At 29.0% G+C, this 18,216-nt stretch carries 10 protein-coding genes; all 10 read right to left on the reverse strand.

The window, feature by feature from the left end:
• Window positions 1-64: 64 nt before the first annotated feature.
• Window positions 65-2,566 (reverse strand): endopeptidase La, encoded by a 2,502-nt coding sequence (gene lon, locus MCJ_RS02625; protein WP_012751746.1) that lies wholly within the window; start codon window positions 2,564-2,566, stop codon window positions 65-67.
• A gap of 148 nt (window positions 2,567-2,714) precedes the next feature.
• The gene (locus tag MCJ_RS02630) at window positions 2,715-3,407 is read right to left on the reverse strand and encodes an MPN527 family putative ECF transporter permease subunit (RefSeq protein WP_012751747.1); all 693 of its coding nucleotides are present in this window, start codon (window positions 3,405-3,407) and stop codon (window positions 2,715-2,717) included.
• 8 nt (window positions 3,408-3,415) lie between these two features.
• On the reverse strand, window positions 3,416-4,045 hold the full coding sequence (gene upp / locus MCJ_RS02635) for a uracil phosphoribosyltransferase (RefSeq protein WP_041594542.1): 630 nt from the start codon (window positions 4,043-4,045) through the stop codon (window positions 3,416-3,418).
• 1 nt (window position 4,046) lies between these two features.
• The gene (gene deoC / locus MCJ_RS02640; protein ID WP_041594543.1) at window positions 4,047-4,715 is read right to left on the reverse strand and encodes a deoxyribose-phosphate aldolase; all 669 of its coding nucleotides are present in this window, start codon (window positions 4,713-4,715) and stop codon (window positions 4,047-4,049) included.
• On the reverse strand, window positions 4,705-6,009 hold the full coding sequence (locus MCJ_RS02645) for a thymidine phosphorylase (protein WP_012751750.1): 1,305 nt from the start codon (window positions 6,007-6,009) through the stop codon (window positions 4,705-4,707). Before MCJ_RS02645 ends, deoC begins: the two co-directional genes overlap by 11 nt.
• Window positions 6,010-6,304: 295 nt before the next feature.
• Window positions 6,305-7,600: a thymidine phosphorylase gene (locus MCJ_RS02650; protein ID WP_012751751.1), complete on the reverse strand. Its 1,296-nt coding sequence runs from the start codon at window positions 7,598-7,600 to the stop codon at window positions 6,305-6,307.
• Window position 7,601: 1 nt separating this feature from the next.
• Window positions 7,602-8,300 carry a purine-nucleoside phosphorylase gene (deoD, locus tag MCJ_RS02655; protein ID WP_012751752.1) on the reverse strand — a complete coding sequence of 233 codons (699 nt, stop codon included), beginning with the start codon at window positions 8,298-8,300 and terminating at the stop codon, window positions 7,602-7,604.
• 50 nt (window positions 8,301-8,350) lie between these two features.
• Complete coding sequence (locus MCJ_RS02660) at window positions 8,351-8,806, reverse strand: hypothetical protein (RefSeq protein ID WP_012751753.1); 456 nt, start codon at window positions 8,804-8,806, stop codon at window positions 8,351-8,353.
• A gap of 10 nt (window positions 8,807-8,816) precedes the next feature.
• On the reverse strand, window positions 8,817-11,804 hold the full coding sequence (gene secA / locus MCJ_RS02665) for a preprotein translocase subunit SecA (protein ID WP_012751754.1): 2,988 nt from the start codon (window positions 11,802-11,804) through the stop codon (window positions 8,817-8,819).
• Window positions 11,805-11,904: 100 nt separating this feature from the next.
• Complete coding sequence (locus MCJ_RS02670; RefSeq protein ID WP_012751755.1) at window positions 11,905-17,835, reverse strand: SGNH/GDSL hydrolase family protein; 5,931 nt, start codon at window positions 17,833-17,835, stop codon at window positions 11,905-11,907.
• Between the last annotated feature and the right edge of the window lie 381 nt (window positions 17,836-18,216).

An 18,216-nucleotide genomic window follows, 5' to 3' on the forward strand; every position in this document is an offset into this window, starting at 1 on the left:
AAAGTAATAAATAAAGTCTATTAAATTTTACCAAAAAATTTGACTTTTATTACAAAAAATCAAACTATTTAAAAAGATCATCGTAAATTTGTTGATATGTTTTAACTGATATAAATTTTACAGCTTTTTTTACTTCTTGTGGAATATCAACTAGATTTTTTTCGTTGCTTTGTGGGATAAAAATTCGTTTAATACCGTTTTTATAAGCTCCCAGTGATTTTTCCTTCAGACCACCAATTGCTAAAACTTTTCCGCGCAAGGTAATCTCACCTGTCATTGCAATATCTTGTGGAACTGCCTTGTTAGCAAGAGCTGAAATGATGGCGGTAGTAAATGTTATACCAGCAGAAGGCCCATCTTTTGGCACAGCACCTTCAGGCACATGAATGTGAATTTGATTGTTTTCAAAATCAAAATCAATGTTTAAATCTTTTGCCCGTGATTGGACATAGGTCAGTGCGATGCGCGCAGATTCTTGCATAACTTCTTTAAGACTACCTGTAAGTTTAAGTTCGCCACGACCTGGAACTGTGGTAACCTCGATTTGTAAGGTAGAACCGCCAACTGGGGAGTATCCAAGACCATTAACAACACCGATTTGTGGTTTTTTATCAACAGAATCGGGATCAATTCTTTCAACTCCTAGTAATTTTTTGACATTTTTCTTGTCTAAAAGATATTCATTAGTTTTGATTTTTTTATCTAAAAGCATAACAATAATTTTGCGAGCTAGTTTATCAAATAGTCGCTTGAGACCACGAACACCAGCTTCTAAAGTATAGGATTTAATAATAAAATCAATGGTTTCATCATCTATTTGAAAATATTTTTCATCTAGAGAATTTTCTTTTAAAATTTCAGGAATTAAATAATTTTTAGCAATCTCAATTTTTTCTAAAAATGTATAAGAAGATAGCTCAATAATTTCTACCCTGTCCATAAGTGGTTCAGGAATATCGCCAATGTCGTTAGCAGTTGCTACAAACATAACTTTGGATAAATCATATTCAAGTTCTAGATAGTGATCTTGAAAATAACGATTTTGTTCAGGATCGAGCACTTCCAACATTGCAGCAGAAGGATCACCGCGAAAATCTGGCCCACCCATTTTATCAATTTCATCTAATAAAATTAAAGGGTTGGAAACACCTGATTTTCTAATAGCTTGAATTATTTTTCCTGGCATAGCACCTATATAAGTGCGGCGGTGTCCACGAATTTCAGATTCGTCTTTGACACCTCCGAGAGAAATTTTAACAAATTTTTTACCAATAGCATCAGCTATTGAACGCACAATAGAAGTTTTTCCTGTTCCTGGAGGACCAACTAAAGTTAAAATTGGCATTGAAAAAGTTTTACCAATTTTGTTTGTTTGTTGATTTTCAGCAAAGAGAGAATGGTCAATTATTTTTTTTGCAATTACTTCAATTTGAGATTTTAAAATACCTTCTTGCGAATTACGACGATGAATCAAAGCAGCAAGATATTCAATAATTCGCTTTTTAATTTCAGTTAAACCAAAATGGTGTTGTTCTAAAACTTGTTCTGCTTGTTTTAAATCCAGTTTATCTTGAGAAATATGACGTCAAGGAAGTTGAAAAATTAAATCTAAATAGTTTTTCGAAATGTTACTCTCTGGTGAGGTAGCCATCATTCCTTTTAGTTTAGCAGATTCTCTTTTAATAACTTCAATGACTTCTTTTGGAAGCTGTTTTTTAGCAAGATCAGAATTGACAAATTCATCAATTCGGTCTTCATATTTATTATCTTCACCAAGTTTTTTGCGAATAGCTTTAATTTTTTCACGTAGTAAAAATTCTGTTTGTTGACGATCAAGATTGGTTTTTAAAATTAAATTAATCTCATCTTCTAATTGTTGTGATTTACCTATAACACGCAATACTTTAAAGATATTTTTAATCTTTTCTGAATATGAGCTAAGGGCAAAAATTTTATATTTTTCATTAACATCCAATATTGTATTTGTTGCTACTGTGTTGACCATTTTTTTGACATATTCGGTAGGTTTCCAATCTGGAAGATCCATAATTTCTTTAAAATTATTAATTATTTCGCCAATTTGATCAATGGTTGAATGACTTGAAGTTGTTTTTGACATAAAATCAAGCATTTGATTTAAAACTTTACTACTTATTATTTCTTCTTCAACTGTTTCACGAGTTTTTTTAACTTCTACTTCAATAAAACGAGTTAAATTAATATCTTTGTTAACAGCAACGATTTTGACTTTAGATACAGCATCGAAAGTCAAATCAACTCTTTTTCAACTATCATCACCAGGATTTTGGATAATTTTAAAACTTTTAATTTTAACTAGTGTAGCAAATTCTCTTAAATCATCGACATCTACTAAAGGAAAATCAGCTCATGATTGGAAATAAGCAAAAACTAACTCTTTATCTTTAAGAGTAGGTTTTGTTGGACTATTGTGAAAAATAGCCATCAATGTCTCAAGTGAGCTGCGATCTTCAATTGATACTTTTTGTGATTTTGTTAAATGTGAAAAGAAAATATTATTGTTAATAGGGATGAATCGATAAATCATAAAATGCCTCCTAGTTTTGTGTTGCAAATATAAAATTATACCAAAACAAGCGTAATAATTAATATAAAAAAATATTTATAATTACACCTTAAATTAGTTTGAATCAGTAAAAATTATTTAAAAGTAGAAAAATAATAAAAAAAGACTATTATTTTCCATTTTTCTTAAAAAAATTAGTAATAACAAAATAAAGAGGTATAGAAAGAAGTGATGTTATTGCAAAATTTAAAAGATTAAATGGAATATAAGCTAGTGCTATAAAACCTCAGTAATCAAAGTTTTTCGCACCAAAATTGTCTGCTATTTGACTTCACTTGTTAAGAGTAGCAAAATAGCTAGAACTTTCAGTGAGTCGAAAAATATAAAAATAAGTAGGGGTAATTCAAAAACCATTAAGAATTGACATTAAAAATGTGGTTGTTAAAACTGATATTAACAAATGCAAAAATAATTTCTTTTTATTTTTTTTAGCTTGAAGATCTTTTTTATTGGCTATTCAATCTAAAAAAGTAAAAGTAAATAAAAAAATTATCGATGATAACAGAAAAATAAAATGAGAAAAATATTGTGCTTGAAGACTAGTAGACTCAATTCCTTGAAATATTATAAAAGGACCTAAAACAAACCTGATAATTAAAGCAAGGATTCCAAAATAAATACCACTTACCATAAAAATGGGTAGAATAAATAAAGTAGATAAATCCACTTTTAAACCAAGTGTAAAAATAGGTCAATTTAATAAAGTATGAGAAAAATAAAGTGCTAATAAGGAAATAGATAATAAAATACCTGTAATTGAAAGCTTAAATGTTAGATTATTTTTATAATAAAGAGATTTCATTTTGAAAATTAGTGAGAATTTTTTTCTCCAAAAAGGCGATCACCAGCATCACCTAATCCAGGAATAATATAACTTTTTTCATTAAGGTGATGATCAAAATTTGCTGTATAAATTTGTACATCTTTGTGATATTTTTCAATGTAATCTACACCTTCTTGCACAGCGATGATACTAGCGGCACTTATATTGGAAAAACCATCATTTTTTAATCTGTCAATTGCAACTTTGAGCGAATGTCCAGTAGCTAACATGGGATCTAAAATTATAACTTTGGCATTTTTAGAAACATTTGGTACTTTATAAAAATATTCTTGAATTTCTAAATTTTCATTCCGAGATAAGCCAATATGGGCAACTTGAGCAAAAGGTATTAAATCTAAAAATGCTTCTAACATTCCAAGTCCAGCACGTAAAATTGGTACCAATAAAATTTCATTTTCTTTTAAACTGGCATCAAATTGTGCTCCGGTGGCACTAATTTGGACTTCTTTTTTAACTTGATAATTTTGCATAATTGGATAAACCATTAATGCAGATAGCTGATACATAGCTCTACGAAAATCACTAAATTGGGTATCCCGATTTCTTAGTTGAGAAACTTTTATATCAATTAAAGGGTGATCAAGTTTTGTAATCATGTTAGTAAGAATCTCCTTTTTTGGTTTTAGTTAAACCAAAAACAGCAAGCGATGATGAAGTACCAAAACGAGTTGCACCAAGACGGTAGAATTCTTCTAAATCAGAAATTGATTTTATTCCCCCAGCCGCCTTGATGGCGATTTTACCTTGGGCAACTTCAGCCATAATTTTGACATCTTCAAAACTAGCTCCGCGATAAGAAAATCCTGTTGATGTTTTAATAAAATCAGCTTTGGCCTTGACAACAATTTCGGTTGCTTTTGCAATTTCTTGAGTAATTAAAAGCGCAGTTTCAACAATTACTTTCAAAACATGATTGCCAATTGCTTTTTTAATTTGCTGGATTTCATTAGTTATATATTCATAATTTTTTTCTTTGAATTTGCCAATATTTATAACCATGTCAATTTCAGATGCGCCATGTTTGATTGCAAGTTCGGCTTCATGAACTTTATTTTGTGTAATATTGGCACCCAAAGGAAAACCAACAACAGCTACAATATCAATTGGATCATCACCTATGAGTTCTTTGGCATATTTAATTCAACTAGAATTTAGACAAATTGCGCCAAATTGGTGTTCTTTTGCTTGAGCAACTAAAGCTTCGATGTCCTTGGATGTAGCCTCTGGACGAAGCATAGTGTGGTCGATTAATTTTCTAAAATTCATTAGTCATCCTTGTTAAAAACATTTTTGTTTGGTGTTGTTTTTCCAAAATTGTATATGCTTGTTCGATAAGATTTTTCATGCTTCGTCGATCAATTGGTTTAGAAGAATAAAGGGTAAAAAGTGTTTGGTTTGTACCAACATAGTCGCCATTTTCAACTTTTAATTCAATACCAGCTTCATTGTCAATTTTGTCTTCTTTTTTAAGGCGTCCTGCTCCTAAAAGTAAAGATATTTTTCCAAAAGCAAGTGCTGATTCTCATTTAATGTAACCAGATTTTTCAGATTTAACATCATATGAATATTTTGGTTTTCAAAAGGAATCAGCTTGAATTAAATCAACATTTCCACCTTGACTTTTGACCATTGCAAAAAATTTATTAAGTGCTTTTTTACTCTCAATTACATCTTTAATTTCTCTTCTTGCAACACTTGGGCTCTTTTTAATCACGTTTACAAGAAAATTTTCTACCAATTTATATATAAATTTAGTAAGTGAGGTAGAACCTTTTCCTGATAAAACATCAACGGCTTCTAAAACTTCATTTTTGTTACCAATCATTTTTCCTAGTGGAACTGACATATTGGTAATTTCGACAATTGTTCGTTTACCAAAGTGTTCTCCAATTGAAATTAATTTCTGTGCAAGTAATTTGGCATCCCTTAAATTAGTCATAAAAGCACCATTGCCACACTTTACATCAATTAAAATGACATCTGCGCCAACAGCTATTTTTTTAGACATAATTGATGATGCTATCAAAGGAATTGAATTTACTGTTCCTGTTACATCACGCAAGGCATAGATTTTTTTGTCAGCTGGAACTAAAGATCCACTTTGCGAAATAGCAGAATAACCAATTTGTTTAGTTTGATTAATAAATTGAGAAATACTTAAATCTGTATTTAGGCCGGGAATGGATTCTAATTTATCAATAGTTCCACCTGTGTGTCCTAAACCTCGACCTGACATTTTGGGAATTTTATAACCCATAGCGGCTAAAATGGGGCAAAGAATTAATGAAATTTTATCCCCTACCCCACCTGTTGAATGTTTATCAATTTTAATACCTTCAATTGCTGACAAATCAAGAATTTCACCTGAATTTATGAAGGAATTTGTTCAATAAAAAAGTTCTTGATCACTCATGCCTTGAAGTTTGATAGCCATTAAAAAAGAAGACATTTGGTAGTCTTTAATCTCCCCAGATATAAAATTTTGTACAACAAAATCATACTCTTCTTGGGTTAATGAATTTTTATTTACTTTCTTTTCAATTAGATCAATTATTGACATATTTTTCCTCCCATTCATTATAAAATTTGTATATATTTTACTAAAAAAAGACTTTTTTGAAGCAAATAAGTAAATATTTTCTTTTTTATTAGATAGAAAAAAGTAAATATTTTTTTATCTTCGCAAAACTTTCTTACATCTTGAGTATTTGTTGATTTCCATCTTATTTAATCAACAAATATAATCTAAATAATATCTTTTATTTTAAATTTTAAATGGTTTTTATTATTTTTAATGCAAATATTAAAAAATCTTTAAAATAAAGGGCATTTAAAGATTTTTTAAATATTTTATATTATTCAACTCTTGCTAAAAATACTTTAGTTTTATGTGGTTGAGGAACAATAGAGTAAGTCTCAGAAATTAAATCTTTATATTTATTAACATCAATTGCTTGGGAAGAATATAGGGTAAAAAGTGTTTGATCTTCTTGAACATATTCGCCATTTTCAACTTTCAATTCAATACCAGCTTCATTGTCAATTTTGTCTTCTTTTGTCATTCTGCCAGCTCCTAAAAGTGAGGATAATTTTCCAAAAGCAAGCGCTGATTCTCATTTAACATAACCACTTTGAGTAGATTTTACATCATAATAGTGGGTAGGGGTTCAAAATTCAGAAGACTCAATTTTTTTAATATCTCCACCTTGAGATGCAATCATTTTCTTAAAGTATTCAAGTGCTTTTCCTGATTTAATAACAGATTTAATTTCTGCTTTTGCTTTTGTTGCACTAATACCTGCTACCTCAATTAAAGTTTTTTCAACAATACCAAAGCATAGCTGTGATAAAATCGGTGAAGTTTCTCCTGAAAGAACTGAAATAGCTTCTAAAACCTCGTTTTTATTACCTATCATTCTTCCTAGCGGCACAGACATATTAGTAATTTGAACAATAGTTTTTTTACCAAAATACTTCCCGATAGCAAGCATTTTTTGACCTAGTAATTTGGCATCTTTTAGTGTTTTCATGAAAGCGCCATTGCCACATTTAACATCTAAAATAATTACATCGCTACCTGTTGCTATTTTTTTAGACATAATTGAAACAGCAATTAAGGGAATTGAACCAACAGTGCCTGTTACATCACGCAAGGCATAGATTTTTTTATCTGCAGGAACTAAAGATTCACTTTGCGAAATAATAGCAATACCATCTTTTTTAACTTGTTCAACAAAATCTGTGTCAGTCAGTGATGTTGAAAGACCATCAATAGATTCTAGTTTATCAAGTGTACCGCCAGTGTGTGCTAGTCCACGACCTGACATTTTGGAAACTTTATAACCAAGGGCGGCAAAAATTGGGGCAATAATCATCGAAACAGTATCGCCAACTCCCCCTGTTGAATGCTTGTCAATTTTAATACCTTCAACTTCTGATAAATCAATTGTTAGTCCTGAATCAATGAAAGTTTTAGTAAGATAAAAAATTTCTTCATCTGACATACCATTTAACAAAATAGCCATCAATAAAGAAGACATTTGATAATCAGCAATTTTACCCTCTAAGTATTGACTAATAAGAAAATCATACTCTTGTTGATTAAGTTTTTCTTTATTAACTTTTTTATCTATTAGATCTAAAACGTTCATACTAATTGATTTCCAGTGCTAATTTAATCATTGTTCGAAAACCTTGTTCACGTTGGCTTGAAGGTAGTGAATCACCTGTTATCAAACTGTCTGAGATAGTTAGAATTGAACCTGCTTTTTTATTAAGAGCATTTGCTACAGTAAATAAAGCATAGGATTCCATTTCAACAGCGCTTGCTTTTGTAATTTCAATTGTTTTTGATAAATCTCTAATTGAATAGAAAACATCTGTTGAGTGAACATTTTCTAAAGTGATTTTTATTCCTTGTTTTTGCGCAGAGGCTAAAATATCAACGATAATATCTTTGTCAGCATATGCATTATGAAGTGGTTTACCACTAATTAACTTAGCAAACGAACAAGAATCAGCATATGCACTTTTAGCAATAATTAGATCATTGACATTAAGTTTTGATGTATAAGAACCAGCAGATCCTAGTCTGATAATTTTTTCAACATCATAAAACTTAAATAATTCATAAGCATAGATTCCAATTGAACCGCTACCCATTCCAGATGCTGCAATGGTAACTTCTCTTCCTTTGTAACTACCAGTGTAAATAAACATATTTCGAACACTTGATACTAATTTTGCATTTTCTAAGAAATTATCTGCAATAAATTTAGCTCGTAATGGGTCACCTGGCATTAAAACCAATGGTGCAATTTCATTTTTAGAGGCACTAATATGTGGTGTCATTTTTTCTCCTTTAGTTTGTTTTGTTAATTAAAAATAATTTTACTTGTTTTTTAATCTTTGATATTTATTTTTTTACAAAAATTTTTTAAAGCGAAAAAAGTTGTTCAAAAAAGAAGACAAAGTGCAATTATCTGGCTAAAATTAAGATTATAATTATGCCTGATAAAAGCGGTATAAAAACTAATACCAATGATCAAAAGAGTAAGTATAACAAAGGCTAAAAAACTCTTTTTAGAAAAATTAGCCTGAATTTTGCAAACATCATTGGCAAAGCGCTTGTCATTTCAAAAGCTAGTTCTTCAGTAAACAGGAAATAACTTATCAATTGTAATAGCAATTAACAAAAAGAGAATAAAAAGCGCGCTTACCATTGTTTGAATAATGAAAATATGGTATTCTAACTTTTTTAAACTCAGATAAAAAATACTAGATTCCAAAATTGCAATTAAAAAGACAACAATTGATGTTAAAAAAGAAAGATTAAAGTAAAATTTTGCTTTTCTCATGTATGAATAATTAAAAAATATCTCTATTGTCTAAATCAGACAAATTGTCTATATTTTTATAGCTATTTTGCTGTTTTTCCTTTTCATTTTGATTGAAAAAAGTCTCGATTTCGTCATCAAAATTTTGTTCAACTGGAGCTTGCAAATTATTTTCATTAACTTCTGAAAAATTCGGGTTTGCAAAATTGGCTAAATTTTCTTGTTCAATTTCATAGACAGATTTTTCTGTAAAACTATTTTGATTACTCAAGTCTTCTGGCTGACTAAGCTCAGATGATAGCTGTTGAGAATCTAAAGAGGAGTTTTGATTGTCATTTTCTAATTGATTTTTTAGCTCATCTTCATTCATTGAAACTAAAATAGTGCGCTTATCTGTTAAACTAAATGATCTTTTAATCTGAATTTGCTTACCACTAGATAAAGCAAATATTTGAAAATCAGATTCTAAATCATCTTGCACTAATTTAATGTTTAAATCTTCTAACTGTTTATAAATAAATTCATCAGAATTATATATAGCTAATTGTTTTTCGTGTTCAATACGCTCTTCATTATTTTTAATTATTTGTTCAATCAACTCAATAGGGGTATCCTCAGCAAAACTGAGAATTTGGCCATTAGATAGCGTATATTCATTGTAAACAATTTTACGAGCATTCTCGTTATTAAATAAAGAAACTATTGCTTGGTTGGCACTCTCAGATATTAAAATATTGAATTTTTTAGTAGACTCTTCTATAAATATTTGATAAGGATTTTTCTGTGAATACTGAACTAAATTAGCAGATGATCTTAATTTGTCAATGGTATCGATGTGACTTTGTCAATAATGATCAAGTGAGCTTAAAATGATATAGCGTTCATTTTCATAGTATGTCTCACCAAGATTTTCTTTTAATTGTGGCTGTAATTGCTCAAAATAAATAGTCTCTAGTTGTTCAATAATCACTTTTGCTACTTCATCATAAGGATAGTTGTACAATTTGAGCTCGCTAAAATCATAATGTGTAATTCTTGATAAATTATCGTTTAAATAGTTTACCAAATTAGTATAGTGAATTTCTTGATTAGGTAGGCTTATAAAGTCAAAACCTAAAATAATATCGACAGTTCTGATAATCATTCTTTTGATATAATGGTCAAAATTATCAGATTCGAGCAAAATATTTCTCTGTGTATAAATTAGATCTCTTTGTTGTCTGATAACATCGTCATAACTGAGCACACTTTTACGCATGTCAAAGTTGAAACCTTCAATCTTTTTTTGTGCATTAATTAAGGTTTTTTTAATAAATTTACCTTTGATTGGCTCAAGCGATTTGTCACTACCATAAACTTGCTGAATTTGTTCAAAATTAGAAAAACGACGTAATAAGGGATCTTCAATGGAAATATAAAACCTTGAATAACCAATGTCGCCTTGACGGCCAGAACGCCCCCGAAGTTGGTTGTCAATTCGTCTTGATTCAGCTTTATCAGTTCCTAAAATATAGAGTCCACCAAGGTCAATTACCTCTGAATCTAGTTTAATATCAGTTCCTCTACCTGCCATGTTAGTAGCAATAGTAATGGCGTTTTTAACCCCAGCTTTGGAGATAATTTCAGCTTCGTATTCATTTTGTTTTGCGTTTAAAACTGTATGCGATAGGCCTCTTTCACGCAGCATATCAGACAAGGTTTCTGAGTCGGCAACCTGTGAAGTTCCAATTAAAATGGGTTGTCCTTTTTTATGAACGCGTTCAACTTCGGCAATAATTGCTTGATTTTTGGCATGCAATGTGCCAAAAATGAGATCACTATCATCAAGGCGGGCTATTGGCTTATTAGTAGGGATGACATTAACACGCATATTATAAACATCGATGAATTCTTGTTCTTCAGTTTTAGCAGTTCCTGTCATACCTGATAATTTTTTAAAAAGACGGAAAAAATTTTGGTAAGTAATAGTAGCTAGTGTTTTAGTTTCTGGTTCAATTTCGAGATTTTCCTTAGCTTGCAAAGCTTGCTGAAGACCTTCAGAATAAGATCTACCTTGCATAATTCGACCAGTAAATTGGTCAACTAATTCAATTTTGTCATCTAAAACGATGTATTCAACATCTTTTTTCATAACTTTGTTAGCACGCAAAGCATTTTGAATCCGGTGGACTAGTTCAGAATTGCCAATTTCATATAAGTTCTTGGTTTTAAAAAAAGCATTGGCTTTATCAATTCCTTGATCATTTAATTTAATACCTTTGGTCTCTTCGTCAACATAGAAATCATCATCAACTAGTGTTTGTACAAATTGGTTGGCTGAATAATAATCTCCAGGATTTAATTGTTGACCACCAGAAATAATTAAAGGGGTTTTGGCCTCATCAATTAAGATAGAATCAATTTCATCTAGTAAACAAAAATTGAGACTACGTTGCACTTTTTCTTCTTTATTAAAGACCATATTGTCTCTTAAATAATCAAAGCCAAGCTCGGAGTGAATTGAGTAAGTAATATCAGCTGAATACATAATTTTTTTAGTTCGACTATCCATACCCGCGCGGTTAACGCCGACTGATAAACCAAGAAAATTAAACACTTTTCCATTGTCAGCAGCATCACGTTCGGCTAGATATTCATTAACAGTTGAGACAATTACACCTTCACCTTTTAGAGCGTTTAAATAAACTGGAGCAATGGCAGCAATTGTTTTTCCTTCACCGGTTTTCATCTCAGCTACTGAACCCATGTCTAAAATCAAACCACCTAAAATTTGCACATCATAAGGATATTTGTTTAAAACCCGTTTAGTAGCTTCTCTGGCAACAGCAAAAGCATCAACTCGAATGTCTTCATGTTTTTCACCTCGAGAAAGTCGTAATTTTAGTTCATAAGTTTGATTTGCTAATTGATCATCACTCATTGCTGCATAATATGCTCTTTTGTTATTAATTTGTTTTAATAGGCGATATGCCAGTCTCATTTCCGAAGACATAGTAAAAAAATTAGTAGCTGATTTCATAATTGCTCCTTTTATTATTTAAATATTATATAGTATACAAAAAATAAAAAGAGATTAAAACAGGAAATCCTGATTTAATCCTTTATTTTTATAGGTTTTTTTATTTTTTGCTATTTTCAGGCCACTTGTGATCACCACGGCGAATAAGTTCTAAAATTAAATCTTTTAGTGTTGTTAATTTATCAGTTTCTGCTTGAGTTTTATAGGTATAATTTGAAGATAATTTATCTTTATTATAATAAATCATGGTTATCATATCGGTGGTTTTAAAATCAGATGATCCATAATAAGTGTTACGGAACCAACCTTGTTCTTTCACTGGATCGCCAATTAAACCATTAATTAAGCTCTTAAATTTTTCTGCATTGGTATCACTTTTAATTGCTGCATGAAAAGCATTCCGCACCTGCTCACTCAAAGTTTTACTAGATAATCATCCACCGTAAAAACCACTACTTCTCAAATATGAATCCTTTAATTTAGATTCATAACCATAGAATAAAGCTACAAAGACTAAACGATAAATGTTGCGTCCTTCTTCTGATTGATGATAGTTATCTTTAGTAATAGTACCTGATTTAGATTTAAAAAGTTTGGCAGCTAATTGAGAAATAGCTTCAAGTGAAGATTGCGCACCACTTGCTTGTGATGAACCAAAAATATCTGAAAAACTGATACCTTCATATTTTATGTTATTTAATTCTTTTAAAATAGGTGAAGCTTCATTTGAATCTTTTGAATTACTATTTCACTTGCTTGATTGACTAAAAATAGTGTCAAAAAATTGAGAAAATGTTTCAACAGAAATGGTTGATGGCGGTGTAATTGTTTCAGGGAGTGATCTGGCTACTCTTCTTTGTTTTTGCTCCTTTTGAGTAAGTGCAATTTCTACATCAGCTTGTTTTTTTTCAGAAACTAAACTATTTAGAACACCTAGGAATGTTACATCCTGGAATATGCTACTAAAATTTAAAGATTTAAACAGTTTTGTTAAACTATCGTTATCAATTTTGTTTAACTTTAAAAATTCATCAACTAGTTTGTCAAATAAAGAACTAAAAATTTTTCCTTCTGGACCTAAATTAATTAGTTCTTTGAGAAAATTAGTGATTTTTTCATAATTTTGACCATCTTTTTGCAAGTTCAAAGCTTTAGCAATTAATGGACCGATAACCTTTACTAAATTTTCATCATTAATTCCAAATTGTATGATTTCTCACAAGTATTGTTTAAATGAAGTTTTAAGTTTTTGACCTTCACCATTAGATTCAGTCAATTTTTTAAGTAAAGTAGGGAAGGTTTTTTCACCTTTTAAATCAGTAATTTTTTTCGAAATTGTTTCTAATAAATCAAACAAAAATCTTGCGTGTCCGGGTTGCTTAATGAGATTAGCAATAAATTTTTTGACATGTTCATCAGCACCGTCAACACCAATTTCAGTATTAATTGCACTAAAATCAAGGTTATTTATCAAACTAGAGATGACTTTAGATCCTAATAATTTAGCAAAAAACTGAGTAATATTAGTTTTATCATCTTCCTTAATTAAGTTGTATGTTGCTGCTAGTTGTTTAATAAAATCTACAATAAATTCTTCATTTAAAAGCTCATTTTTTAAACTTGATACATTAAAATCGTTTTTATTTATAGAAGAATCTAAAAATTTAGCTAAAATATCTAGTAATTTTGAAATTACACTGTTTTTGTCTTCATAAGAATGTTTATTATTTTGTCCTTCTTTAACATTATCTAGTAAAATTTCTTTTATCCATTTAACAACTGAGGACACTTCTTCTTTGGTAATTGCTTGATCACCTTGTTGACCAGTTGAATCTAATTGTAAAACTCTATTTAAAATTTTTGATAAAGTCTGAGATAGTAATTCAACAGTTGAAATATTACCAATAAAATCCCCTAAATTCTTTTTAAAGGTAGCATCTTTTTTTATTTTTTTAAGAATTGATAATGCTGAAGAATTAAATTCTTTATTTTGTTTACTAATTGCAACGAAAATCTGGTTTACAAAAGTTTTAGTATTGTCACTTGAAATAAGTTTTGAAAATAAGTCAACTATTTCACTACTAAATTCTGAGAGATTTGTTGTTTTTAGATCTTCTTTTATTTTATTTTTAATAAAATCACTATTTAAAATTGCAATTATAAGATTAGCAATTTTATCATTTTCTGTTGTTTTACCTTCTGTTGTTTTACCTTCTGTGCTTTTATCTTTATAATACAACTCAGCGATATCGTAAATTAAATTACCTACTAATCCATCAATTGCTTTATTAACTTCTACTGATTTTAAGTCAAATGAGTTAGATAAAAACTGAGACAAAACGTTTATTAAACTGGTAATAGTTAGTGGTCTTCCATTATCTACTTTTATTTGATCCGTAGTTTGTTGAACTTTTTCTTCAATAAGACTTCTTATTTTACTATTAGTTTGATGTTCTTCTTGGTTATCCAAATTAACAAAAAGGCCATTTTGTTGTTTTTTAGCAACATCTGCAGATTTACTAATTAATTTTTTTGCTATTTCAAATAAGCTTGTAAAATGTTGATCATCCAGTTTAATACCTGCAGAATCAAGTAATTCTTTTAAAATTGACTTAATAGTATCTTTAGCATTTTCTTTGTCTGCAAAGATAGTTAAAGCATCAACAACTAAATTATGGTGTTGTTTTAGAAAGTTTGCAAACAATTCAAGCAATGAATTAGCTTTGGCTTGGTTTTCAGAATTAAATATATAAAGTAAAAAACCTTCTAATAGTATTTTTGTTTCTGGTGCATTGATAAATTTGCTATATAGTTGTTTGATATATTCTTTAGTGGTTGGATTTTTAAATAATTTATCTAAATTAAGTGCTGAAATTATTTTGTTAGCAATAGAAGGTGATTTTAATATATCTTGTAATAATAAGCTCAAATCAGCAATACTTACATTTTTTAATTCATTAGGTTCAGCTTTATCTTTTTGATCAATAGTTTGAAAAACGGTTGTAAAATCTTTTAAGAATTGGTATGCATTATCTAACGTTAATAAGTTAGTTTTATATGCTTTTTGAAAAGCACTAAAGCTTAATTCATTTTTAGCAGTAACTCATTTTTGCTGAGCTTGTTGTGCTGCGGTAGAATTGTTATCCTTTAATGCTTGTTGGTAATTTTGGTATTCTTGTTTTAAAATTTGGGCATTGTTGGCAACAAATTCTTTTAGAGCTTGAGCACTTTTTTCAATAAAAGTTGCTAAAATATTACCTTTTAATATTTCTTGTGCTTTTGTTGATGATTTATTAGTTTCTGCGACTCACTTGGTTGCAAAATCTTGAAGAATTTCTCTTATAATTTTAGAAGTTGTTGTAATAGATCTATCTGATAAATTATTATTTTTGAAAAAACTTGCAATAATTTTACCAATTGCTGACAAGACTTGTTCATTGCGCCCATTAGTAGATATAAAATCATACAAAAGTGATTTAAATTTTTCAACATTGTAGCCTAATAATTCAAAAAGAAAACTATCAATATTGTGAGAAGCTTGGTACTCATTTTTATGAGTTATAAAAAAATCATTGAGAATATTTTTAACCAAAAAGTCTATATTTTTATAGTCTTCTTTTGTTAAAAATTCTTTTGCAGCTTCAAAAATTGGTTGGTAATTTTCTAGATCTTGGTTACCTGAAATAATTGAGTTAAAATCAATAGTTTTTAATAAAGGATAACCTTTTTGAATAAGATTTTCAATAATATTTACTTGATTTTCATCCAAGTTTAAATCTAATAAATCTTGAATTACAAGGAAAATATGATCTTTTTCACTAAAGAAAGTTTTAAATGATTCTTCAAATTTAGTTATAAAAATTTTACTAAAAGCAGCAATGTTTTGCTTATCAAACTTGATAGTTTTTAACCTATTAGCAAGGGAGATGCTCGCGGAGCGAATAAATTGACTAATTGTTTGACTACGCACCAGTGTATCAGAAATTCCAAAAAGAAAATCAGAAGCTAACTTTTTATCTTCAGTTGATAAATTAAGTTCTAATCTTTTGTTGATTCCCTCGACTAAAAATGAGGTAAAAATTGGCTGTCTTAGGGCTTCAGAGGCGAAATTTTGGGTAAAATTAATAACATTGCGTTGATTGTCTTCGCGGCTTAAAAAAATTGAAATAATCTCACCGAAAGTGCTAGCATCGTTGTATTTTTGATAATTAAGAATAAATTCTGTAAAAACTTCATTGACAAATTTACGTAGTGAAGGGAAATTAAAAATTACTGATAGTTTAGATTTGTCTTGATCTTCGAGGTTAAAAAGATTATCGATTAAGAGATCTTGGATAGCACTTTGACCAAATAAGCTAGCAAATAAAATTGATCTCACTTCTGTTTCATTTTTTTGAATAACATCACTTTTAATAAATTCTTTATAAGCCTCAACTAGATTTTCTTCAGTGAGTAAATTTTCTTGAATATATGATAACAACTTGGAAATAGTTGCCTCACTTCAGTCTTGATTGTCAACAACTTTTTTTATATAAGTAGCAATATTTGATAAAGATTTGCTAAAAAAATTTGAGTTAACAAATGTTTTTAGAAATTCTACAAAATTGGTATTACCATGATTTTCTTTTTTGAAAAAATTAGTAATTAATTGCTTTAAAATTTCATTAATTTGCTTGTTTTGACCTAAAATGCTTACAAAACGTTGTAATAAGAAATTTCCATTGTCAACAAATGAGAGAATGGCATCTTTATTAGAAGCTGCAAAAGGTTGCAAGTTTTTCTCATTTTCTTGTTCATATTTTGAGTTTTTAGCTACAAAATCATTCTTTTGTTGGTTGGTTAAAAATGCCAAAAGTTGTTCATTTGTTGCAACATTTAAATCACGAGAATAGCTATCTAGATCTTTATTGATGTACTTGCTGTTTCAAGTTGGCAAAATGTCTTTGAAAGTTTTTTGTCCTAAATTATCTTGATCAAGAGCTAATTTTAACAAAAGATCTTGTGCCATTTTTTTGTAACCTTTAGTTGAAGGGTGAATATCAAACTCATTTTTGGCAAAGCTATTTTTTGCATCTAATCAAAGCTCATCATTGAAAACATTGACATAATTTAATCCATAATTTAGAGCGGTTTCTTGAATAATTTGATTTAGTTGATCAATTGTTTTTGAGCTAAAATTGTCTTCCAGTGCTAATTCATTAACTAAAAGATGCTCTAAAAATTTAACAGTTGTGCTTCCTAAATGATTATAACCAAGTAAATTAATGTGTAAATTAGGATTAATTTCTAATAATTTACCAACTAATTGTGCTAGATTATCTTTGATTTTGATGAGCGAAAGCTCGATATTTTTGACAAACAATTTACCAAGTTGTTGTTTTTCTGCTTGGCTTGCCCCTAGTGTTTTTGAAAGCAAACTAAAATCAAGACTTTGAATAAAATCGTTTGCTCCCAAGGTTAAAGTTAGCAAATTAGCATCTTTGATTTTTGCAATAAATTTAGGGTAACTAGTAGCACTAAAGTCGCCAAAGGTATCACTAATTTGTTGTCCAAAAGGTGAATTAGTAACCTGATTTAAATTAGTATTAAATTTAAAAAATGATTTATCTAAACTTGCATATTTTGGATTACTTGCATCTAAAAGATACAATCAATCTTCAATTGTTGTACCTGAAAGAGCTAAATTGTCAAAGGAAACTAAAGAATTAGGATTTACTTGTTGTAAAAAGTGAGCAAAAAACGCTGGGTATGAAAGCCCGCTAATTTTACCACTTTCTAATTTCCCACGAAGATCTAAAAAATAATCAAAGTTGAAACCAGCGGTTACAGAATCACCAATTGCTAAATATTTAACTTTGGATAAAAGTGTTGTTTTTCTTTTGGATTTTGCAAGATTGTGGTTAGTAGATTGAAGTGGATTTTTAGCTAATTCAGGAGAACAAGCTGCAAGTGTTAGTGATGTAATTCCCACAATAGTTGAAACGGTAAATGATTTTAATGAATTATTAAAAATAAAAGCTTTTTTAGCCATATTTTCTCCTTATCTTTTTTGTTTGATAAACAAAAAAATTACATAAAATTCTAAAGATAAAATTTATTTTTTAAAAAGTAAAAATTAATAATTTTAACGTTAGAATTGAATGTAATTATATTGAAAATAAAGATATGAATTATGTTTTAAAAAACTTGTATTAACTAAAAATTTATTGGTAAAATAAATTCATTTTAAATGAAATAAAACTAAATGAGATATAAATTGTTTAATTAATAAATTTGTTTTAATGGAGCTATTTTTATTAGTATTAAATAAATTAACAAATTTTTTAGCTTTTTCTTTTATTACAGAACTAAATAAATTAAAAAAATTTATCAATTTCATAAATAACTCCTTTCTTATTTTATTTTGCGAAAA

Source organism: Mesomycoplasma conjunctivae (assembly GCF_000026765.1).
Classification (GTDB): Bacteria; Bacillota_I; Bacilli_A; order Mycoplasmatales; family Metamycoplasmataceae; genus Mesomycoplasma; species Mesomycoplasma conjunctivae.